22 protein-coding genes and 1 pseudogene are annotated in these 22,548 nt (G+C 32.4%); 11 read left to right on the forward strand and 12 right to left on the reverse strand.

Annotation, left to right across the window (positions count from 1 at the left end; all coding sequences use genetic code 11):
* The first annotated feature begins 109 nt into the window (after positions 1–109).
* Entirely contained in the window at positions 110–691 is a 582-nt protein-coding gene (gene nadD / locus B0A81_RS05795; RefSeq protein WP_089057139.1) for a nicotinate (nicotinamide) nucleotide adenylyltransferase, read from the forward strand.
* Between the two features lie 111 nt (positions 692–802).
* On the opposite strand, the gene B0A81_RS21795 is transcribed toward nadD, so the two are convergent.
* Together B0A81_RS21795 and B0A81_RS05805 are read right to left on the reverse strand one after the other, a co-directional pair.
* Positions 803–1,006 carry a PKD domain-containing protein gene (locus B0A81_RS21795; RefSeq protein WP_244281302.1) on the reverse strand — a complete coding sequence of 68 codons (204 nt, stop codon included), beginning with the start codon at positions 1,004–1,006 and terminating at the stop codon, positions 803–805.
* A 218-nt stretch (positions 1,007–1,224) separates the two neighbouring features.
* Positions 1,225–2,130 (reverse strand): LysR family transcriptional regulator, encoded by a 906-nt coding sequence (locus tag B0A81_RS05805; protein WP_089057141.1) that lies wholly within the window; start codon positions 2,128–2,130, stop codon positions 1,225–1,227.
* An 85-nt stretch (positions 2,131–2,215) separates the two neighbouring features.
* Between B0A81_RS05805 and B0A81_RS05810 the strand changes: the two genes are divergently transcribed.
* The 3 genes from B0A81_RS05810 (at position 2,216) to B0A81_RS05820 (ending at position 5,626) form a co-directional block, all read left to right on the forward strand.
* On the forward strand, positions 2,216–2,977 hold the full coding sequence (locus tag B0A81_RS05810; RefSeq protein ID WP_165768041.1) for a type 1 glutamine amidotransferase domain-containing protein: 762 nt from the start codon (positions 2,216–2,218) through the stop codon (positions 2,975–2,977).
* 189 nt (positions 2,978–3,166) lie between these two features.
* Positions 3,167–4,324 (forward strand): iron-containing alcohol dehydrogenase, encoded by a 1,158-nt coding sequence (locus B0A81_RS05815; RefSeq protein WP_089057142.1) that lies wholly within the window; start codon positions 3,167–3,169, stop codon positions 4,322–4,324.
* Between the two features lie 306 nt (positions 4,325–4,630).
* Entirely contained in the window at positions 4,631–5,626 is a 996-nt protein-coding gene (locus tag B0A81_RS05820) for an NAD(P)H-dependent glycerol-3-phosphate dehydrogenase (protein WP_089057143.1), read from the forward strand.
* Positions 5,627–5,764: 138 nt separating this feature from the next.
* Here the strand turns inward: B0A81_RS05820 and B0A81_RS05825 are convergent, their stop codons facing one another.
* The 3 genes from B0A81_RS05825 to B0A81_RS05835 all read right to left on the reverse strand — a co-directional run bounded on the left by B0A81_RS05825 (position 5,765) and on the right by B0A81_RS05835 (position 7,794).
* Positions 5,765–6,172, reverse strand: a complete 408-nt coding sequence (locus tag B0A81_RS05825; protein ID WP_089057144.1) for a hypothetical protein — start codon at positions 6,170–6,172, stop codon at positions 5,765–5,767.
* A 99-nt stretch (positions 6,173–6,271) separates the two neighbouring features.
* Entirely contained in the window at positions 6,272–7,291 is a 1,020-nt protein-coding gene (locus B0A81_RS05830; RefSeq protein WP_089053332.1) for a phenylalanine--tRNA ligase subunit alpha, read from the reverse strand.
* Positions 7,292–7,437: 146 nt separating this feature from the next.
* Complete coding sequence (locus tag B0A81_RS05835) at positions 7,438–7,794, reverse strand: hypothetical protein (protein ID WP_089057145.1); 357 nt, start codon at positions 7,792–7,794, stop codon at positions 7,438–7,440.
* Positions 7,795–8,069: 275 nt separating this feature from the next.
* Between B0A81_RS05835 and B0A81_RS05840 the strand changes: the two genes are divergently transcribed.
* The 5 genes and pseudogenes from B0A81_RS05840 (at position 8,070) to B0A81_RS05860 (ending at position 13,392) form a co-directional block, all read left to right on the forward strand.
* Positions 8,070–8,615: a CvpA family protein gene (locus B0A81_RS05840; protein ID WP_089057146.1), complete on the forward strand. Its 546-nt coding sequence runs from the start codon at positions 8,070–8,072 to the stop codon at positions 8,613–8,615.
* A gap of 140 nt (positions 8,616–8,755) precedes the next feature.
* Positions 8,756–9,471 (forward strand): annotated as a pseudogene (locus B0A81_RS05845) (NUDIX hydrolase).
* 163 nt (positions 9,472–9,634) lie between these two features.
* On the forward strand, positions 9,635–11,431 hold the full coding sequence (gene lepA, locus B0A81_RS05850; protein ID WP_089057147.1) for a translation elongation factor 4: 1,797 nt from the start codon (positions 9,635–9,637) through the stop codon (positions 11,429–11,431).
* Between the two features lie 273 nt (positions 11,432–11,704).
* Positions 11,705–12,319: an outer membrane beta-barrel protein gene (locus B0A81_RS05855; protein WP_089057148.1), complete on the forward strand. Its 615-nt coding sequence runs from the start codon at positions 11,705–11,707 to the stop codon at positions 12,317–12,319.
* A 113-nt stretch (positions 12,320–12,432) separates the two neighbouring features.
* Positions 12,433–13,392: a helix-turn-helix transcriptional regulator gene (locus B0A81_RS05860; protein ID WP_089057149.1), complete on the forward strand. Its 960-nt coding sequence runs from the start codon at positions 12,433–12,435 to the stop codon at positions 13,390–13,392.
* 40 nt (positions 13,393–13,432) lie between these two features.
* Here the strand turns inward: B0A81_RS05860 and B0A81_RS05865 are convergent, their stop codons facing one another.
* Both B0A81_RS05865 and B0A81_RS05870 read right to left on the reverse strand, forming a co-directional pair.
* Positions 13,433–13,930: a DinB family protein gene (locus B0A81_RS05865; RefSeq protein WP_089057150.1), complete on the reverse strand. Its 498-nt coding sequence runs from the start codon at positions 13,928–13,930 to the stop codon at positions 13,433–13,435.
* 49 nt (positions 13,931–13,979) lie between these two features.
* On the reverse strand, positions 13,980–14,459 hold the full coding sequence (locus B0A81_RS05870; protein ID WP_089057151.1) for a DinB family protein: 480 nt from the start codon (positions 14,457–14,459) through the stop codon (positions 13,980–13,982).
* Positions 14,460–14,710: 251 nt separating this feature from the next.
* Between B0A81_RS05870 and thiL the strand changes: the two genes are divergently transcribed.
* Positions 14,711–15,757 (forward strand): thiamine-phosphate kinase, encoded by a 1,047-nt coding sequence (thiL, locus tag B0A81_RS05875; RefSeq protein ID WP_089053341.1) that lies wholly within the window; start codon positions 14,711–14,713, stop codon positions 15,755–15,757.
* Between the two features lie 71 nt (positions 15,758–15,828).
* Here the strand turns inward: thiL and B0A81_RS05880 are convergent, their stop codons facing one another.
* From B0A81_RS05880 to B0A81_RS05900, 5 genes are all read right to left on the reverse strand, one after another.
* A complete protein-coding gene (locus tag B0A81_RS05880; protein WP_089057152.1) occupies positions 15,829–16,527 on the reverse strand; it encodes a response regulator in 699 nt (232 codons plus the stop codon).
* Complete coding sequence (locus tag B0A81_RS05885; RefSeq protein WP_089057153.1) at positions 16,517–18,580, reverse strand: ATP-binding protein; 2,064 nt, start codon at positions 18,578–18,580, stop codon at positions 16,517–16,519. Before B0A81_RS05885 ends, B0A81_RS05880 begins: the two co-directional genes overlap by 11 nt.
* 100 nt (positions 18,581–18,680) lie before the next feature.
* Complete coding sequence (locus B0A81_RS05890; RefSeq protein WP_089057154.1) at positions 18,681–18,941, reverse strand: hypothetical protein; 261 nt, start codon at positions 18,939–18,941, stop codon at positions 18,681–18,683.
* Positions 18,942–19,115: 174 nt separating this feature from the next.
* Positions 19,116–19,925 carry a LytR/AlgR family response regulator transcription factor gene (locus B0A81_RS05895; RefSeq protein ID WP_089057155.1) on the reverse strand — a complete coding sequence of 270 codons (810 nt, stop codon included), beginning with the start codon at positions 19,923–19,925 and terminating at the stop codon, positions 19,116–19,118.
* A gap of 285 nt (positions 19,926–20,210) precedes the next feature.
* Complete coding sequence (locus B0A81_RS05900; protein WP_089057156.1) at positions 20,211–21,752, reverse strand: glycine--tRNA ligase; 1,542 nt, start codon at positions 21,750–21,752, stop codon at positions 20,211–20,213.
* A 161-nt stretch (positions 21,753–21,913) separates the two neighbouring features.
* On the opposite strand from B0A81_RS05900, the gene B0A81_RS05905 reads away from it, so the two are divergent.
* Entirely contained in the window at positions 21,914–22,534 is a 621-nt protein-coding gene (locus tag B0A81_RS05905; RefSeq protein WP_089057157.1) for a ComF family protein, read from the forward strand.
* Positions 22,535–22,548 lie beyond the last annotated feature (14 nt).

Consider the following 22,548-nt stretch of genomic DNA (forward strand, 5'->3'; position numbering starts at 1 on the left):
TTTTATTCCGCTAAAATTCAAAAAGCAAAAACACAAAGATTCACAAAGTACCTTTAAAACTTTGTGAATCTTTGTGCTATCTTAGCGAATCTCTGTGAAACTCTAAAAAATGAAAATAGGACTTTACTTCGGAACGTATAACCCCATTCATGTTGGTCATTTGATCATTGCCAATCACATGGCTGAGTTTGCAGATTTAGATCAGATTTGGATGGTTGTTACGCCTCATAATCCGCTAAAAAAGAAAGCAACCCTACTCGATGATCATCACCGTTTGCAAATGGTCTTTCTAGCGACGGAAAATTATCCGAAAATCAAACCTTCAGATATTGAGTTTAAATTGCCGCAGCCAAATTACACAATAGTCACGTTAGCGCATTTGCAGGAAAAATATCCAAGTCATGAATTCTCTTTGATTATGGGTGAAGATAATTTGAAAACGCTTCATAAATGGAAAAACTATGAAGTAATTCTCGAAAACCATGATATCTATGTTTATCCGCGTATTTCTGATGAACCAGAAAATACTGAGCTAAAATCACATCCAAAAATTCATGTAATTGATGCTCCTATTGTAGAAATTTCATCAACTTTTATCCGAAACAACATTAAAGAAGGCAAAAACATTCAGCCATTACTGCCTCCTAAAGTTTGGGAATATATCGATCACAATAATTTATATAAAAAGTAAAAAATCATTTTACATACGATCTCGTCATTTCGAGGAACAAGAAATCGCAATTAGAAATAAAAAAGAAAGCCTGAATTTAAAATTCAGGCTTTCTTTTTTATTTTTCAGATTCTAATTCACTGTAACAGTTCGCTTCTTAATCGAACCACATTTTGAACCATCTTTTTCAACTGTAACATTTGCTGTGGCTTCGTAAGTACCAGCAGCAGTATAAGCATGAGTAACAACGGCACCAGATCCTGTCGTCCCATCTCCAAATGTCCATATCACACTAAGCAAAGTACCAGACCCGGTATACTCAACTGAATAGTTCATTAATTTAGGATTAGTGGCATCTGTAGAATTATGTATCTTTGAATTAGCAGTTTCGAAAGCACAATCTACTATAGATTCTTCCGCTTTACTACAAGAATTAGCAATGAAGATTGCTGTTATAAGAATTAAAATTGATACAATCTTTTTCATTTTTGAAAATTTTAGTAATTTATGACATCAAAATTATTCTTTTAAACAATAAAAACAAATGATTTAAATCATAATCTGTTACCAAAAAACAATTTTAGCTCTTTAGAAATAATCTCAAAAAGGGCATTTAAATTATTATTCTTTGGCGCCATTAAAAACACAAATTCTTCAGGAACGTGAAAACTATTCCATACTAACTGCAGTTTATTCTCTTTAATAAAACTTCTCGCGTTGCAATTCCATGTTACCGCCACTCCTTCATTCTTGGATAGAAGTCTCAACATCTCAGACTCAGAGGGAATAATATAATTAGGAACCATTGATGGCCTTTTTTTATTAAAAGCATGCAACCAGAATAACTTTATGTGCGGAATTCGGGCATCATGGCTGTACCATTTTTGACCATTCAACCATTGTTCTATCTCGACAAAATTGTCTGCCTTTAATCTCTGACGAAATTCTGTTATATCTAAAGTTGTTGGTGCAACCACTATTAATTTAATTTTCCCAACAATCTCATAAGTAGTATCAAAAGTATCAAACCTTTTTGTGGTAATTGCAAAATCCAGTTTCTTAGAATCGACTAATGCAAAAAGTTCATCATTCTCTGCAAAAGTAAAATCGATTAAATCAAATTTTGAAATTAATAGATTTCCGATACATTCAAAAAGATGTTTAGAAATTCCAACAGAAATTAATCGATTAGCATCTTCGGCTTTAGCTCTAAAACCCGCTTCGACACTTTCAAGTCTGTCCAGCGCATCTATAATCAAATTATTCAGTAACTTAGCGTATTCCGTTGGCTCTACTCCTTTTGATTTTCGATTAAATAATTTATTTCCAACGTGAGCTTCGAGCATAGAAATTTGCTGACTAACGGCGGGCTGACTCATAAATAATTCCTTTGCGGCCACCGAAAAATTGCCGTTTTTATAAACTGCTTTAAAGGTTCTGTACCATTCTAGATTTACCATGACATAAATTTATTTATAACAAACATAGTTTATTTTATTTTTACTAATATCACTTAAGCTGTAAATTTGTTCAAAATTTAATATTATGAAGAAAATAACTTTACTCGCAATAATTGCATTTACAGCTGTAAGCATTTCGGCTGTTGCTCAAAAATCAAATAAAAAAGAGATGAAAAAAGTATTATTTGTTGTTACCAGTAATGATAAGCTGGGCAATACAGGAGAAAAAACTGGATTTTGGTCAGAAGAATTTGCTGCACCATATTATGAGCTATTAGACCAGGGAGTGGAAATTACAATTGCTTCTCCTCTTGGCGGACAACCTCCAATTGATCCTAAAAGTGCCGATCCGTCATCAGCGACAGAAGACACTAAACGTTTTGATGCCGATAAGGTTCTACAAGAAAAACTAAAAAACACTTTAAAACTTTCAACTGTTAATCAAAAAGATTATGATGCCGTTTTTTATCCTGGAGGTCATGGGCCGCTTTGGGATTTAGTTGAAGATAAAAATTCTATTGCCTTAATCGAATCATTTTACACACATAACAAACCTGTTGCTTTTGTATGTCATGCACCAGCTGTTTTGAAAAATGTTAAAATAAACGGTGCATATCTCGTAAAAGGTAAAAAGATAACTGGATTCACCAATGATGAAGAAGAAGCAGTTGGCTTAACTAAAGTTGTTCCGTTTTTATTGGAAGATGCTTTATCATCTAATGGCGGAATTTTTTCAAAAGGACCAAACTGGCAGCCTTATGCTGTTGAGGACGGACTTTTAATTACGGGTCAAAATCCAGCATCGTCTAAATTAGTAGCTGGTAAATTATTACAAAAAATTAAATAAATAAAGCGCTAAAGGACTTAGACGCAAGGATTCTTCTCTTACGAACTAAAAAAAACTAATGTCCGATAAGCCAATTGATGAGTAACAAAATTAAAAAAACAACCTTGCTAAGTCTATTATATAAGTTCAAAAAAAACTTAGTCCCGAAGCTTCGGGATAGTAGCTTAACATCTTAGAACCTTAAAAAAAATGCTAAACTTTGAATTATACAATCCGACGAATTTAATTTTCGGAAAAGGACAAATTGAGAAACTTTCTACTCTAGTTCCAAAAGAAGCTAAAATTCTTTTGGCTTATGGAGGCGGAAGTATTTTTAAAAATGGGATTTACGATCAAGTAATCGCAAACTTAAAGGGTTTTGAAATTGTAGAATTTGGCGGAATCGAGCCAAATCCTAGATTTGAAACTTTAATGAAAGCAGTTGACGTTATTAAAGCTGAAAAAATCAATTTTATTCTTGCCGTTGGTGGAGGATCAGTAATTGATGGTGTGAAATTTATTTCGGCAGCTGTAAATTTTGAAGGAAATCCGATTGATATTCTGCAAAAAAGAATCTTAATTACAGAAAACGCAATGCCTTTTGGAACTGTTTTGACGCTGCCAGCAACGGGAAGCGAAATGAATTCAGGTTCTGTTGTAACTATCGAATCTACTCAGGAGAAACTTGCTTTTGGCGGAAGCGCAATGTTCCCCAAATTCTCTATTTGCGACCCAACGGTTATTGCTTCTTTACCAAAAAGACAAATTCAAAACGGTGTCGTTGATGCTTACACGCATGTAATGGAACAATATCTAACCTATCCGCATGAAGGTTTTCTACAAGACCGAATTGCTGAGGGAATTTTACAAACTTTAATTGAAATAGGTCCAAAAGTTGTTGAAAATCCAACTGATTATGCTTTAGCTTCAAATTTTATGTGGAGCTGTACAATGGCGTTGAACGGATTAATTCAAAAAGGTGTTCCTCAAGATTGGGCAACTCACATGATTGGTCATGAATTAACTGCACTTTATGGAATTGATCATGCTAGAACTTTAGCCATTATTGGCCCAAGTTTATACAATGTAATGTTTGAAACTAAAAAAGGCAAACTGGCACAATATGGCCGACGCATTTTTAATCTTTCAGGATCTGATGATGAAGTGGCAAAAGAAGCTATTAATAAAACTGTGGAATTTTTCCATACAATGGGAATGGACACAAAGCTATCTCAGTACACAGAAAACTATAGTAATACTGCCGATTTTATCGTAAATCGTTTTGACGAAAGAGGCTGGAAAGGTTTGGGGGAAAATCAATTAATAACTTTAGACAAAGTAAAATCTATCGTTGAACTTAGTTATTAAGTAAAAATTAAAAAACTGAGCACTGCCAACTAATGAAAAAAGGCGTTCTTAACTAGTTTAAGAGCGCCTTTTTAAAATACTAAAACAAAACTAACTAACTCAATTCTTGCTAAACTCATTAAATTCTAATTTATAAACACTTACAACGCAAGGATTTTATTTTTATTGTGTATCTAAAAAAATATTTTTTACTTTATTGAAAGCTGCTGAAAACCATTGTTATTAATAGACGTAAATAAATTTCTTAAATTAGATTTTGTATTATTACTACTTTATTAAGTACTTTTGTTTTAAATTATTAAAATAATGAGTGAAAAGTTAAAATTTGCAGTAATTGGAGGAGGAAGCTGGGCAACGGCAATTGCAAAAATGTTGTGCGTTAATCTTTCAGAAATTGCGTGGTATATGCGTAATGAATCTGCGATCGAACATATTCAGAAATACAAACACAACCCAAATTATCTAAGCTCTGTTGAGTTTGACACTAACAAGCTTAAACTAACCAGCAATATAAATGAAGCGATCGAATATGCCGATTATATCATTTTTGCTATCCCATCTGCTTTTTTAGATGCCGAATTAAAAAACATGACGGTTTCTTTATCTGATAAAATTATTTTCTCAGCGATTAAAGGTATCGTTCCTGAAACAAGTTTAATTGTTGGCGAGCATTTTCATATTCAATACGATATTCCATATTACAACATAGGAGTTATTACAGGTCCTTGTCACGCCGAAGAAGTTGCATTAGAAAGACTTTCTTACCTGACAATTGCTTGCGGTGATCCAGAAAAAGCTTCTATTGTAGCAAAATCTCTTTCAGGAAATTATATTAAAGCAAAAATTTCAGATGATATTATTGGAACTGAATATGCTGCAATGCTTAAAAACATTTACGCAATTGCAGCCGGAATTGCACATGGTTTAGGCTATGGCGACAATTTCCAATCGGTTATGATGAGTAACGGAATTCGCGAAATGAAAAAATTCATTCGTAAAGTTCATAAAATGAAACGTAACATTAATGATTCTGCTTATTTGGGTGATTTATTAGTTACAGGATATTCTGTTTTTTCAAGAAATAGAATGTTCGGAAATATGATTGGAAAAGGATACACGGTAAAAAGTGCTATGATGGAAATGAGCATGGTTGCCGAAGGTTATTACGCCACAAAAAGTGCTTATAAGCTAAATCAAGGCTACGGAGCAAAAACACCTATTATAGACGCTGTTTATGCTGTTTTATACGAAGGAAAAGACGCTAAAACGGTTTTCAAGAAATTGACTGAGTCTTTGGATTAATTCTCTTTGTCTTCAGAGGCAAGATTAGTAGATGCAAGAAGAAAGACTGGATCTAAATTTTTGTTTACCATATAAAAAAAGAGTCAAGACTTATTTAATTTGTCTTGACTCTTTTTCTTTATTCTATTTTCTAAATTCTTACTTCACCATAATTCCATCCACAAACAAAATTGGCACTTCTTCAGTATCATTTTCGTTGATTAAATTAGATTTGAAAGTAAATTTCTTATCGTACAAAGTATTTCCGATGAAGAAAGTCACCATAAATTCGTTATTCATAACTAGAAGACTTTTCTCAATCATCTCAATTTTTACTACAGAAACTGCAGGAACTTCAACAAAAGCATGACGTAAAATAGAGGTTTTTTTCATTTCGCCATCAATAGTTCCAAATGCTTTTGAAACCACCATTACGCTGTCTAAATTAAAATCGCTGTCATTTACTAGATAAGCATACCATACTTTTTCCATAAAATCATCGCTCCATTCCTGAACGGCAGCAAGAAACACGTTTTCAACTATCGGAATTATTATATCTTTTTTCATATGAGTCAGAAGTTTAAAAATCGAAAGTCATAAAGTCGAAAGTCAAAAGCCATTACTTTGTGACTTTTAACTTTCGACTTTATGACTTTTAAATTTAAATTAAATATTTGCTTTGAATTGCTCTAAGAAACGAACATCGTTTTCATAAAACATACGGATATCGCCAATTTGGTATAAAAGCATTGCAATACGCTCTACTCCCATTCCAAATGCAAAACCGTTATATTCATCTGGATTTATATCACAATTTTTCAAAACATTAGGATCTACCATCCCGCATCCTCCAATTTCTAACCATCCAGTACCTTTTGTAATACGATAATCAGTTTCGGTTTTTAAACCCCAATAGATATCGATTTCAGCACTTGGTTCTGTAAATGGGAAATATGACGGACGAAGACGAATCTTAGATTTTCCGAACATTTCTTTTGTAAAATAAAGTAATGTTTGTTTCAAATCTGCAAAAGAAACATCTTTATCAATGTACAATCCTTCTACCTGATGAAAAATACAGTGCGAACGAGACGAAATTGCTTCGTTACGAAAAACACGTCCTGGAGAAATTGTACGAATTGGCGGTTTATGATTTTCCATATAACGCACCTGAACAGATGATGTATGCGTACGCAATAACACATCTGGATTTGTCTGGATAAAAAATGTATCCTGCATATCACGCGCTGGATGATATTCTGGCAAGTTCAATGCTGTAAAATTATGCCAATCGTCTTCTATTTCCGGACCTTCGGAAACATTGAATCCAATATTGGCAAAAATATCAATAATCTGATTTTTAACGATTGAAATCGGGTGGCGAGAACCAATAATTACCGGCTCTGCTGCACGTGTTAAATCACCAAAAACTCCTTTTGTTTCTTGTTTGCTTTCCAGTTCTTCCTGAATAACGCGAACTTTCTCTTCAGCAACAGCTTTTAGTGTATTAATTACCTGTCCAAAGTCTTTTTTCTGGTCGTTTGGAATGTTCTTGAACTCTGTAAAAAGTTCTTTCAACAATCCTTTACTGCCTAAATATTTAATACGGAATTGCTCTAAGGATTCTTTATTTTTATCATTAAAGGCTTTTGCTTCCTCTATATGTTCTTTTATCTTGTCTATCATTTTCCTTCAATAATTGAGAATACAAATTTAGTAAAAAAGTGAGATGTTAAGAGTGAGATATTTGAAGTATTTTCGAAACTTCTATCATATTTCTAATCTCAAATCTAAAACTTGTAATCTAATCCCGAAGCATCGGGATAAAATTTCTATTCTATTACTTCTCTTTCTAAGAAATAATTAACGATTGCTTCTTTCATTAAAACTGATTGTTCACCAGCTTTTAAAGCTGGTAATTGCTCTTTTACTTTGTAATGCGGCCAGCCTTCTCCATCAAAAAAATCAAATTCATAAAACCCATAAGGCTCCAATAATCTGCAGATTGCAATGTGCATCAAATTTAATTTTTCATCTTTCTTGAACTCTCGATGAACTTTTCCGAGTTCCTGAACTCCAATTAAATAAATAATTGCATCTAAATCTAAGTCTTCGCCTTGCGAAAATTGATTTGAAAGTATATCGACGAGCTTTTCCCAGCGCTCTTTTAGTTGTGTATCTCTTGACATTTTTATTTGTTCTTTTAGATTTTAATTTTAGACTGAAGAATGATTTAAAGATTATTTAAACTTAAATTCTACAATCATAGCTCTAAAATTATTATTGCAAAGATAGGAACTTCAAATCCAAAGACCTCAAAAAACCAAAACTTCCGTTTTACAGGATTAAAACGCAGGTATATCTGAAGATTTCAAAAATTAAAAACTTTGTTCCTTTGAAGCTTTGCTTCTTTGAACCTAAAAAAAAGATCTATATTTGCGCCTTTATTAAATCCACAGAAAACATGAGTTTTTTTGATATTATTGTTGGTGCACTTTTAGGTTTTAGTTTATACAAAGGCATTAAAAATGGGCTTTTTGTAGAAGTTGCCTCTTTTATTTCGTTATTATTAGGAATTTATTTAGCGATTAAATTTTCTTCTTTAATGAAAGATATAATCAGCAAACATGTATCGTGGAATCCCAGTACAATTCAAATCACAGCTTTTATACTAACTTTTATTTTAGTTGTAATCGGCGTTTATTTCTTAGCCAAAATCCTTACCGGAATTGCTGATTTTGCTTTTTTAGGATGGGCAAATAAATTAGGCGGAGGATTTTTCAGGGTTTTAAAATCAATTCTTATTTTAAGCATTTTCATTGCCTTATTTGAAAAAATCAACTTCAACAATACTTTTGCTAAAAAAGAAACTCTGGACAAGTCTATTTTTTATAATCCCGTAAAAAAAGTGGCCGCTTTTGTGTATCCGTCAATCGAGAAATGGTACGAGAATTTCAAAGACAATCAGTCAGATAATTCCTCAAAAAACAACCATACATCACCTCAATAATCAAGTTACTGCTTTAATTTCCTTTTCTCGACTATTTTAAATCATTGATTGTCATATTTTTAAATTATTAAAAATATTAAATGATCAACAAGAAGAGTTTTGCTTTTTATTTATTTAATTTGTAAAAATTTACTTCAAAAATGAATAAAAACGTAGAAACCTGCTCTGTTCCCAAAAGCGAACAAAATGCAATGAAAGCAATTACAATTGACTGTGTTGTGTTTGGTTTTGAAGAAGGAAGTCTAGAAGTGCTTTTAGTACAACATGCCGAAGGAATCAGTAAAGGAAAATGGGGACTTCCCGGCGGATGGATTCATAAAAACGAAAGCACAGATAATGCTGCTCAACGTTTATTGAGTGAACTTACAGGTCTTGATAACATTTATTTAGAGCAATTAAAAGCCTTTGGTGATCCAGATCGTTTTCCGCTTCGACGCGTTTTACGATAGGATATTATGCTCTTGTAAAAAGGGAAGACTATAATATTAAAGTTGGCTTCACGGCATCTGATGCAAAATGGTACAAAATAAACAGCATTCCTGATTTGATCTACGATCATAATGAAATCTTATCCTACAGTTTGCAGCATCTCCGTAATAGAGTTCGCCACGCTCCTATTGGTTTTAATCTTCTTCCTGAAAAATTTACTTTATTGCAGTTGATGCATCTTTATGAAGAAATACTAGGTGTTGAATTAGAGAAGTCAAATTTTAGAAGAAAAATTCTTCACATGAAGTTACTGCTTGAACTCGATGAAAAAGAACAAGATGTTTCGCATAGAGCTGCAAAACTTTATAAATTTGATGACGAAATCTACAAGAAATTAACTCAAAAAGGGTTTAATTTCGAATTTTAAGGCACTTTTTAAATCTTAGATTTTAACTATCGGACTTCTGAATTCCAGAATCCAAAACTTTGCGCTATCTTTGCGGCTTAGTATCATGCGCTAAAGCAATTGTTAGAGCGCAATTTACATTAAAAGAAATACTTAAACTCGATTAGAGAACTTATATATTACAATGAAGAAGATTCGTAATTTTTGCATTATTGCACACATTGACCACGGTAAAAGTACACTGGCAGATAGATTATTGGGTGCTACTCAAACCGTTACAGCCCGTGAAGAAAAAGCTCAATTGCTTGACAACATGGATCTGGAGCGTGAACGTGGTATTACCATAAAAAGTCACGCTATTCAAATGGAATACACTTACAAAGGTGAAGAATACATTTTGAATTTGATTGACACTCCTGGACACGTCGATTTCTCATACGAAGTTTCACGTTCAATTGCTGCCTGCGAAGGTGCACTTTTAATTGTTGATGCTGCGCAAAGTATTCAAGCACAAACTATTTCTAATTTATACTTAGCATTAGAAAATGACTTAGAAATTATTCCGGTTTTAAACAAAGTAGATTTACCAAGTGCAAATCCTGAAGAAGTAAGTGATGATATTATCGATTTGTTAGGATGTAAGTTAGAAGATATTATTCATGCTTCTGGAAAAACTGGTTTTGGTGTTGAGAATATCTTAGCAGCAATTATCGAAAAAATTCCAGCTCCAAAAGGAAATCCTGACGAGCCTTTACAAGCTTTGATTTTTGACTCGGTATATAATCCGTTTCGTGGAATCGAAGTTATCTTTAGAGTTGTAAATGGTGAAATTAGAAAAGGGCAGAAAATTAAATTCATGGCTACCGGCAATGAATATTTTGCTGACGAAATTGGAACTTTAAAATTAAATCAAGTTCCTAAAAATGTAATTTCTTCAGGTGATGTTGGTTATTTAATTTCTGGAATTAAAGAAGCCAAAGAAGTAAAAGTTGGAGATACTCTAACTGATGCTAAAACGCCGACGACTAATATGATTACTGGTTTTGAGGATGTAAAACCAATGGTATTTGCGGGAATTTATCCTGTTGATACTGAAGATTACGAAGATTTGCGTTCTTCTATGGAGAAATTGCAATTGAATGATGCTTCGTTAGTTTTTACTCCTGAAAGCTCTGCGGCATTAGGTTTTGGTTTCCGTTGCGGATTCTTAGGAATGCTTCACATGGAAATTATCCAGGAACGTTTAGAACGTGAGTTCGATATGACTGTAATTACTACGGTTCCTAACGTTTCGTATTTAGCTTATACCAAAAAAGATCCTGAAACTGCATTTGTGGTAAATAATCCTTCAGACTTACCTGAACCATCTCGTTTAGACAGAGTTGAAGAACCATATATTAAAGCAACTATCATTACAAAAGCTGATTTCGTAGGTAACGTAATGAGTTTATGTATCGAAAAACGCGGTCAAATTACCAATCAAACGTATTTGACAACTGAACGTGTTGAATTGAATTTTGATATGCCTCTTGCCGAAATCGTATTTGATTTTTACGATCGTTTAAAAACAGTTTCTAAAGGTTATGCTTCTTTTGATTATTCTCCTATTGGAATGAGAACTTCGAAATTGGTAAAACTTGATGTACTTTTAAATGCGCAAACGGTTGATGCTCTTTCTGCTTTGATTCACGAAGACAATGCTTACAATATTGGTAAGAAAATGACCGAAAAATTACGTGAGCTGATTCCGAGACAACAGTTTGATATTCCGATTCAGGCTGCAATTGGAGCTAAAATCATCGCTCGTGAAACCATTAAAGCACTTCGTAAAGACGTTACTGCAAAATGTTACGGTGGAGATATTTCGCGTAAGCGTAAACTTCTTGAAAAACAGAAAAAAGGTAAAAAACGTATGCGTCAAGTAGGAAACGTTGAGATTCCACAAGAAGCGTTTATGGCTGTTTTAAAACTTAACGACTAGATTTTTTAGTTTAGAAGAAAGAAAATAGAATATAAAAACCCGATGACTTATGTTATCGGGTTTTTCTTTTATAGCAAAGTTATCATTAAAAACTAATAATCAATTCATTACAAAAAAGCAATTAGATCTAACCTAAATGAATATAAGTAAAAAGCTACAAAAATAAAAATATTAACACCCTTCGCAGGATTTTGATGTAGTTCATCGAAATTAACACAGAATTTAACACAAAAATTATAACTTGTAATCTTACAACTTTAAAACCAGATAATTATGAAAACTAAATTTTTTATTATTTTATCGATGTTAACTTTCTCATTCGTCAATGCTCAACAGGAAGAAGTTGAGTCAGAAATGAAAACTGCAAAAGGAATCACTTTCGCACATGGGGATATGTTTGTAGAAGGTTCTATACAAATTAGCACTGGCGGCGATCAGGATTACTATGCTTTCAATCCTAAATTTGGATACTTTCTTAGTAACAAATTTGCTGTTGGAGGGCAATTAAATTATTCAAGTAACAAATATGAATCAACAAATACTAAAACAAACATATTTGGTATTGGAGGATTTGCAAGATATTATGTGCTTGAATTGGATAAGAAACGCTTTAAAGCATATGGTGAAGCTGGCCTGGGTTATGGACGAAACAAAGTTGAAACAAGCGCAGGTTCTGACGACAGCAATAGTCTAACCGCTAACATTAATGTTGGTTTAAACTATTTTTTAACCAAAAATATTGCGGTTACATTTACTCTTGCTAACATTTTATCTTACAATAGTGTTTCTCCAGAAAACGGTCCTTCATCAGATACTTTTCAATTAAACATCAACTTATTTGAAAACATCTTTGATCAACCTAAATTTGGACTTTTGTATAAATTTTAATTCGTTTCTACGATTTACCTATAAAAGCTGTCTCAATTTGGGACAGCTTTTTTATTTCTTTAAACATCAAACCTTTGTAACTTTGAGCCTGTGAACCTTTGAACCTATAAAAAATGCTCGACGAAACTCCAAAAAGATTTGACCGAATTATTGCCATTCTTATTCAATTACAATCAAAAAAGATTGTAAAAGCACAAGAATTAGCAGATCGATTTGAAGTGAGTTTAAGAACTATTTATAGAGACATTAGAACTCTAGAAGCATCTGGAGTTCCTATTTACAGTGAAGCTGGTGTAGGATATGCTTTAATGGACGGCTACAGACTTCCGCCGGTTATGTTTACACGCGAGGAAGTAAGCAGTTTTATTGCTGCCGAAAAGCTAATGCAAAAGTTTACTGATCCTGCTCTTGGAAATCATTATGCATCGGCAATGTATAAGTTGAAATCAGTTCTTCGAAGTACCGATAAAGACTGGCTTTCTAATATTGAATCTAAAGTTGTAATGCAGACTGCAGAACCAATGTTTAACGACAATTCTCCAAATACTTTAGCGGTTCTTTTTGAAAGTATTGCCGAGAAAAAACAAATCTTACTTTCGTACAAAACTTTTGAAAGTGACGAAACTAATGAACGAAACATTGAACCCGTTGGTGTTTTTCACGATCATAATAATTGGTACTTTTTAGGTTATTGTCATTTGCGAAGAGACTATCGCCAATTTAGAACTGATAGAATTCAGCGAATTCAGAAAACCGACTCTAATTTTACGATCGAGCACAATTCGCTGGATAGTTATTTATCTAAAAACGAAACTATTCCAACTACAAAAGTCAGGATCTTGATTGACAAAAAAATCTCCCGCTATTTAGGAACTGAAAAAAAATATCATGGTTTTATTTCAGAAAGAGAAGTGGATGGAAAAATAGAAATGACGTTTATGTGCAAAGACATTGAGAGCGGATTCCCGCGTTGGTTTTTAATGTTTGGTGATTATGCCGAAATTCTAGAACCCAAAAGATTAAAAACTAGAGCTTTAGAATTACTAGAAATTAACAGATTAAGACTTTTATAAAAAAACTCCTGAGAGAAATCTTCAGGAGTTTTTTTTTTATTTATTTCTGTTTAACAACGTTGTAAAAATTGTAATCTGTATTTGAAGCGTCTGTAATTCCTATATTTCGCCCCATTGTAACAATCTGCCCTCGGTGATAAGTTCCATGATTAATAACTTGAAGCAAATAATCAGAAATTGGAAGTTCGCACTCAAACCACGGATTACTAATTTTAACTTCTTTAACCAAATCTTCTTCAGACAATGAATGAATAATATCTTTCAACTTTGCAGATGAATTTAATAGTCCCGCAAATATTTCCTCTTTCGACAATTCATTTTCTGCTTTCTTTTCTATTGGAGAAGTTTCAGAAATGATCGAAAACCAATATTCTTCTGTAGACCAAATATGATCCAATGTTTTCATGATATTTGAAAAACTTGAAGATACCTCAGCATAAAGCAATTCATCAGATTTAGGCGAAAGCCAATTCACAAATTGTTGATTTACCCATAAATTATAATCTGCATAATTAGACATTATCTTTTTTAAACTCATAGTTGCCGATTTAGATTTTTGAAGTTAAACGAATTAAAAAGTAATCTGATTATCTTTCCCAGAAAAATGGAGGTTCAATATTTAAAGCTCGCAAATAAACGTAACCTTGCCCACGGTGATGCACTTCATTATCAATAAAATACAAAATATTCTGGATGATTGGAAATTCATATTGTCCAAATAGATTAAAGTTTTGATTAAAATCTTCTATCGACAATTTTTCCCAATATTTATTAATTTCCTCTGTTGCCTCGTCCCATTTTTCAAGGTATTGTGCTTTAAAAATCAATTTTTCTGTTCCTTCTGTGTAAGGCTGAACATCACGATTAACTATCGATTTAAGTGCTGGTGCAGCAATAGCTAAAAGTTCATCGGCTAATTTTGCAAAAGGACGCATACCTCCAATCGAGAATTCAAAAAAATCTTTTTCAGGAAAAGCTTCAATCACATTACGCGTAAGTGCGCGATGTCCTTGCCAGTGTTTCAATAATTCTTCTGATGTAATTACTTGTGCTTCTAATGTTTTCATGATTTTAGTGTTTTAATATTTCTATACTTCAAAAGTAAAATGAGCCGGTGACAACGGTATGTCAGCAGGAAAAAATAATTTTGCATTTTCTTTTATTTTTTTGATAATCGACAAGAAAATACAGTGCGAAGACGCACTGCAGTGCGCCTCTGCTGGCAAAAACTTTGTTGCATTGTTCCTCAAAAACTTTGTTCCTTTATAAATAAAAACCTTTGTACCTTTGCACCTTACAAACTTTGGAACTTAAAAAAATGATCGAAGATAAAAATCCTCAACGTACCAGTATAGCACAATTAGGCGAGTTCGGCTTGATTGAACATTTAACCAAGAACTTTGATGTTACTCAAGAATCTACTTTAAAAAGTATAGGCGATGATGCTGCTGTTCTTGATTTCAAGGCTAAAAAGGTGGTCGTTTCTACAGATTTATTAATAGAAGGTGTGCATTTTGATTTGGCTTACATGCCTTTAAAACATTTAGGATACAAAGCTGTTGTGGTAAATGTATCTGATATTTGCGCCATGAATGCTAAACCAACGCAAATCACTGTTTCTGTTGCCGTTTCTAATCGTTTTCCACTAGAAGCCTTAGAAGAATTATTTGAAGGGATTACGCATGCAGCAAAAGAGTATAAAGTAGATGTAATTGGTGGCGACACTACCTCATCTCAAAAAGGATTAATTATCAGCATAACTGCTATTGGCGAAGCCGATGAAGATGAAATTGTATATCGTAATGGCGCTAAGCAAACAGATTTATTAGTTGTAACCGGCGATATTGGTGCAGCATATATGGGATTACAAGTTTTGGAACGTGAAAAACAGGTTTTCCAGGTAAACCCAAACAGCCAGCCAGATCTAGATCCTTATACTTATTTGGTCGAAAGACAACTAAAACCTGAAGCCCGCAAAGATGTTCGCACTCTTTTGCACGCGCTAGAAATAAAACCAACCTCGATGATTGACATTTCTGACGGATTATCTTCAGAAATCATTCATATCTGTAAGCAGTCTAAAGTAGGTTGTAATTTATATGAAGACAAGCTTCCTTTAGATCCTCAATTTATTTCAACTTGTGAAGAGTTTAATATCGACAGTACTACAGTTGCAATTAATGGTGGTGAAGATTACGAACTTCTTTTCACTATCGACATTAATGATTTTGATAAGATTAAAGGAAATCCAAATTTTTCGATTATTGGACATATGGCAGATGAAAGCGAAGGAATTCATTTGGTAACTCGTGCTAATACTAAAATTGCCTTAAAAGCACGCGGCTGGGATGCTTTGAGTGAATAAGTTTTAAAAAATCAAATAAAAAAATCCAAATTCCAATGACTTAAAATATATTGGAATTTGGATTTTTATTTTTAGAAGAGACCTTTGCTCTTTGCTTCTTTTAATAAGTCATCATTCGATCCTGATTTTACTTTCAGTAATTCAAGCAGGCCAACCCTGCGCCTTTGAATTTCATTTAAAGAAATAGCAATGTATTGCGGCATTTCCGAAAGTTCTGTACCTTTTGAAAGGTGAAATAAAATCTGTTTATCAAACTCATCAATTTCAATAGAATTATGCGGTGACTGATTTAGCATTTTTACGACTGATTGGCTATAATATTTTTCGCATTTCATTACTTTATCAAACGCAAAAAGCAATTCATCAAAGGTTAAATCATTTTTTATCACTAACCCATTTGGATTAATTGTCCTGATAATTGTCTTGATTTTCAGCAATTCAGTGTACATCGTTAACAAAATGATTTTACAATGCGGCATTTTTTTAATAATCATTTTTGCAAGATCTTCGCCAGAGAAAAGATCTTTCTCTTCATAAGCCGGCATACTGATATCTAAAAAAGCAATGTCAAACTGCGGCGTATGCTCATCTTGTAATAAATCGTACGCTGATTTACAATCGTGTGCTTGTGCAATTATAAACTCGTATTCTTTGGGGTTATAGCGAGTTATTGCATTCTTATATCCTTCAATAATAAAAGGATGATCATCGACAATTAATATATTGGGTTTTATTAATTCCGAAATTGGGGCATTGATATCAGATGTCATTTTTATGTAGGTTAATTTTTTGATCTATCGGAACTTTAACAACTAGAAGTGTTCCTTCTCCTTTGGCAGACTTTATGGCAACAGTACCCTTACATTCTGCGGCTCTATATTCTATATTGTGCAGACCAATACCCTTTTTTTTACGTCTGGTATTAAATCCAACTCCATCATCCATAATTGACAATATGAGATAATCAATTTCACTTTTAAACTCGACTTTTATCGTTTCAGCATCTGCATATTTATTACAATTTTGAAGTGCTTCCTGAACAATTCTGTACAAATTAATTTTAACCGTATTGCTTACAAGTTCCCATTTTATTTGAGAATCAAAAAAAGTTACCAATTTAGAATCGTATGTATTTCTTTGACTTTCAAATAGTTTATTCAAAATTAAAACAAAATTATTAACGAGTTCAGATTTCTCTCGATTTAAATCATGCGATATTTCGCGAATATCTTCTTCAATACTTTTCAGCTCTGCTAAGTATTTTTTTCGCTTTGGCGCCGCAAGGGTTTCTTCTACTTTATCTAAACTGTCCAAACTAATTCGAATTCCAAACATACGTCCTAAAACGCCATCATGCAATTCCTGAGCAACATTTTTCTTTTCTCGAATTCGAGTCGCCTCAATCTCATTTTGCTGCGAGATCATGAGATTATAAATATCCTCATTAGCCACTTGCTGCTGCTGTTTAAAAAGCAGTTCTCTGTTTCTTGCCTGCTGAGTTTTATAGACATAAAAAAACAAGCCTAGTAATGTGCAAATGCTAAAAACATAAACTAAGGTTTTATTCTTTTCCTGTAAGTTCGAATTCTGGTCTTTTATTTCATTCGTTTCGTATTCGATACGAGAAAACTTTTCTCCCATATTTCGCTCCGCTTTCAGCATTTTATCATTTAGCAGAATATATTCTTTAGAATATTTTGATGCGTTTTTAGGATCTACAACGGCAATTTGCTTTAGAGCTTGTAATGTATTATTGAGTTTATCTGAAGAGCGTGAAATAAGCAACGCCTGTTTTGAAAACTGAATAGCTCTAAAGGTATCTTTTTTTTCTGCAAAATATTCCGATAAATGAATTTGATTTGATATCATTGCCATTTTTAACCCTAAACTATCTCTGATCTTTAGAGATCTATAAAATTGATCAGGAAGTCCATCCGATCTCTTAGATTTTAATTTGGAATAAGCTAAATTATCTAACAACATCGCGTAAAGAACCGTTTTTTCCTGAAACAGATTTTCTTCTTTTAATCCTTTCTCAAAATAAAATATAGCCTGCTTAAAATTTTTCAAACGCAGGTAAATAAATCCTATATTATTTAATGAGGTCGCTTTTAATTGAAAATCTAATGGTATAGATTTATCATTTAAAGTATTCAGTGCTTTATTCTGAAATTCTAATGCTTTAGTGTATTCTTCTCTTTCATTATAAAGTATGCCAAGTAAATTATAACATTCGTAAAGCTGATCATTTACTTTTTTTTGATTTTTCAGAATCTCTAAAGCTTTAAAAACTGATATTTCACTCCCAAAAAAATCTGCTTCATTATACTGAAGGCTAGCTTTACTTATTAGTGTTTTAGCTAAATTATATTGATCATTAATCCGTAAATAAATTTTTTGAGCTTTAAAATAATTCCTAAAAGCACTATCCGAAATTACTTTACCACCATAGTAATCCCCTAGATATGTATATGCCTTTGCAATATTTACAGAATCTTTTGCAAGTATTGCCCTATCTAAAACTAACTGCGATATTACTTTATATGATTTTAAATCATTCATATTATAGTACCGGTTAGCGATCTTAAATAAATTAACTCTACTGACAGAATCATTTTTCTTATTAACTACAATAGAAAATGCCTTTTGAGCATATTTTTGTTTAAAATCATAACTTAAATTTATATCATTGGCTAATGATAAATAAATAGGAAGACTATCTTCTGGAGAACTTGTATTGCTTTCTAAGTTACTTTTCTTAGTACAACCAAGAAAGAATAAAAACAATAATAAAAACAGTAATATTTGGTAGTTCTTTCTCAATATATCGTTTGAATTTCACCAAAAATACTAAAACTATAAACACAAAAAAAAGCTGCCAAAAATTTGACAGCTTTTTTTTTATATTTTTTTATTTTAAAACTTAATCTAGTTTTTTATTTGCTCCTAAAGATTGATTCGTATCAGAAAAATTTGATTGGCTATTTTTCATCTTTAATTCTTGATTACTCATAAAAATATCATGTTTTCTATTTCCTCCTGTTGATCCCATACCATCTGTATCTCTATCTCTTTCTATTGTCTGATTTTGAGCTAATAGAGGAGAAACTGTTTTTGGTGCTGCAAAAGAAGTTGCTACCATTACTAAAGAAAATAGTCCGAAAGTTAAAGCTGTTTTTTTCATGATTTGAGGTATTTAATTTTTATTTGATTTGTTTTTGGAGTTCATCGCTTAGTGCGAATCATGGTGTAAAACTAACACCGTAATCAAAAAAAATTTATACGAAAAAACAGGTTTATGGTAAAACATACCCAATTGATAGTCAATGGGTATCAAATCAATGTAATCGTCTAATTGTTAGACTTCTAAATAATTTCCAGCAGTAAAATCGGAGATAATTAAATCAACATTTGATTTATAAGTTTTTGAAAAAGGGATCTTTTTCAAGGAATTTTTTATGTAACATGTTGAGTGTCCGCTATGAATTCTTGCAATGTAATTTCGATTAATAATATAACTGTTATGAATTCGAATAAACGGATACACTAAAACGTTCTCGAAATGCTTTAATGTCTTAAAAGCTGTTATCATTTCACCAGATTCTAAATAAATATCTGTTGAATTATTATCGGCTTGAAAGTATGCAATATCATCGGCATTTATATAGCGATGATCTCCATATGATTTAATACAGATTATAAGTGGTCTATCAAATATTTGACCAGATTTTGCATCTGAGGCAATTATGGTAGAAACTTCTTGTTTAAAAGCTTTTAGATTTAAATCTTCGGTTATCTTATTGAGCTTTAAAACTGTTTTCAATAACTCTACTGGTATTATTGGTTTAATTAAATAATCAAACACACCAAATTTGATTGCATTAAAAGCCTGTTCTGTTTTTAGTGTGGTAATAACAATATGAGGAACGGCGTCTAAAAACCTGTGCAATTCATTAATAAAAGTAAGCGATAAATTACTTGAATTATCTTTGGGTTCAATTTCCAAAAAAATAATAGACGGCCGATGTTCTAAAACCAAATTTAAGCCATCTTGATAATTAGAAGCTGAAGCCACAAAAGACAATTCCGAAAAACCTTCAGCGATTGTTTTGGTTTTTGAAATACTTTCAGCATCATCGTCAATAATTATATACGAATACTTATTCAAGATAGTTTATATTGCTTTTTCATTAATCCCTGCCAGCGCTTTCTATTTGAGATTAGAAAACAGTTTCATAAATACTTTAAGAAAAAATTATTTTTTTTCATTTTATCCGCATTTAAAAATACGAATTTCAATATTTTAAGCATTTCATTGTTAATACATTACATCAAAATGTTAACACATACTGATGAAATGCAAAAATCTCCGATGAATTGCATGATTTAAAATTAAAAAAATCCCAAACTCCTTAATAGGAATTTGGGATTTGTATTATTTAGCATCTAAAGATTACATCTTCATCAACCAATTTTTCATTGAAACTTCGTTTTCAATAATACCTCTTAATTCGGTTATTTTCACACGATCTTGTTTCATTGTATCTCTATGACGAATTGTTACAGTTTCATCTTCAAGAGTTTGATGATCTACAGTGATACAAAATGGAGTACCAAGAGCATCTTGTCTTCTATAACGGCGTCCTACAGCATCTTTTTCATCATAAGAAACATTGAAATCCCATTTTAGGTCTTCTATAATCTTTTTTGAAATTTCTGGTAAACCATCTTTTTTAACCAATGGTAAAACTGCTGCTTTTGTTGGCGCTAGAACTGCCGGCAATTTTAAAACTGTTCTTGACGAACCGTCTTCTAATGTTTCTTCTTGTAATGATGTTGCAAAAACAGCCAAGAACATACGATCTAAACCAACTGAAGTTTCTACTACATATGGCACATAGTTTTCATTCAATTCTGGATCAAAATATTGCAGTTTTCTACCAGAATATTGTTCGTGTGCTTTTAAGTCAAAATCTGTACGAGAATGAATTCCTTCTAATTCTTTAAATCCGAATGGAAAGTTAAATTCAATATCTGCAGCAGCATTTGCATAGTGTGCTAATTTCTCATGATCATGAAAACGGTAATTATCTTTACCTAATCCTAATGATAAGTGCCAGTTTAAACGTGTTTGTTTCCAATGTTCGTACCATTGCATTTCCTCACCTGGACGTACAAAAAATTGCATTTCCATTTGTTCGAATTCACGCATACGGAAAATAAACTGTCTTGCAACAATTTCATTTCTAAAAGCTTTTCCAGTTTGAGCGATTCCGAAAGGAACTTTCATACGACCAGATTTCTGAACATTTAAAAAGTTCACAAAAATACCTTGTGCTGTTTCTGGACGTAAATACAAATCCATTGCAGACTCCGCAGAAGCTCCAAGTTTAGTTCCAAACATTAAGTTAAACTGCTTTACATCTGTCCAGTTTCTAGAACCTGTTTCAGGATCAGCAATTTCAAGTTCTTCGATTAAAGCTTTTACATCTTCAAGATCTCCATTCCCTAAAGAACGCCCTAAACGCTCTCTAATTTCTCTCTCTTTAGCCAAATATTCAACTACTCGAGCATTTGTAGTAACAAATTCCTCTTCATTGAAAGCATCTCCAAAACGAGCTTTTGCTTTTTCGATTTCTTTTTTAGCTTTTAGATTAATTTTTTCAGCATAATCTTCAACTAAAACATCGGCTCTATATCTTTTTTTAGAATCTTTATTATCAATTAATGGATCGTTGAAAGCATCAACGTGGCCTGAAGCTTTCCAGGTAGTTGGATGCATTAATATTGCTGCGTCTAAACCAACAATATTTTCATTCATTTGAACCATTGATTTCCACCAATATTCACGGATATTCTTTTTTAATTCGACACCATTTTGTGCATAATCATACACTGCACTCAATCCATCGTATACTTCGCTTGACGGAAATATAAATCCGTACTCTTTTGCGTGCGAAACCACATTCTTAAATAAATCGTCTTGTTTTGCCATAGTAATGCAAAAATATAAAAAGTACTTATAAAAAAAAGAAAAATTACAAAGATTGAAGTTCAAATTTCTTTATTTTTGTAACTAAATTCTTTCTATTTGTGTTTAAATTCATAATCGATCTCTTTTTCCCTAAAGTTTGCTCCGGATGCCGCTCTGTTTTAATGACTAACGAAACCGTTTTATGCACTCGTTGTCGTCATGAAATACCTCTAACTCAGTATTGTTTAGATTCAAATAATGAAGCTGTAAAAAAGTTTTACGGCAAGATTGAAATTGAACATGCTTCGGCATTTGTGTACTTCAACAAAAAAGGAATTGTTCAGGAACTCATTCACAATCTAAAATACAAAGGTCATGAAGAAATTGGCGCAGTGCTGGGGAAATGGTATGTTGAAGATTTAAAAGAACTGCAATTAAAAACACCTTTTGATATGATTATTCCTGTTCCACTGCATCCAAAAAAGTTTAAAGAGCGCGGCTATAATCAAATTGCCTCTTTTGGAAAAACACTGGCCGAAGGTCTAGAAATACCATACGATGATTCCGTTTTATATCGAACGAAATATTCAAAAACACAGTCAAAAAAGAATCTTTTAGGACGATCGGAAAATATTGAAAATATATTTGATGTGATTTTAAAAGAAGAATATAAAAATAAGCATTTTCTAATCGTTGATGATGTACTCACAACTGGCGCAACTCTTGAAGCTTGTTCTCGAGCTTTATTAAAAATTCAAGGAGCAAAAATCAGCATTGCCTGTCTAGCGATGGCAAATTCTTAAAATGAAATTTCAAA

This window comes from Flavobacterium plurextorum, from assembly GCF_002217395.1.
GTDB classification, from domain to species: Bacteria; Bacteroidota; Bacteroidia; order Flavobacteriales; family Flavobacteriaceae; genus Flavobacterium; species Flavobacterium plurextorum.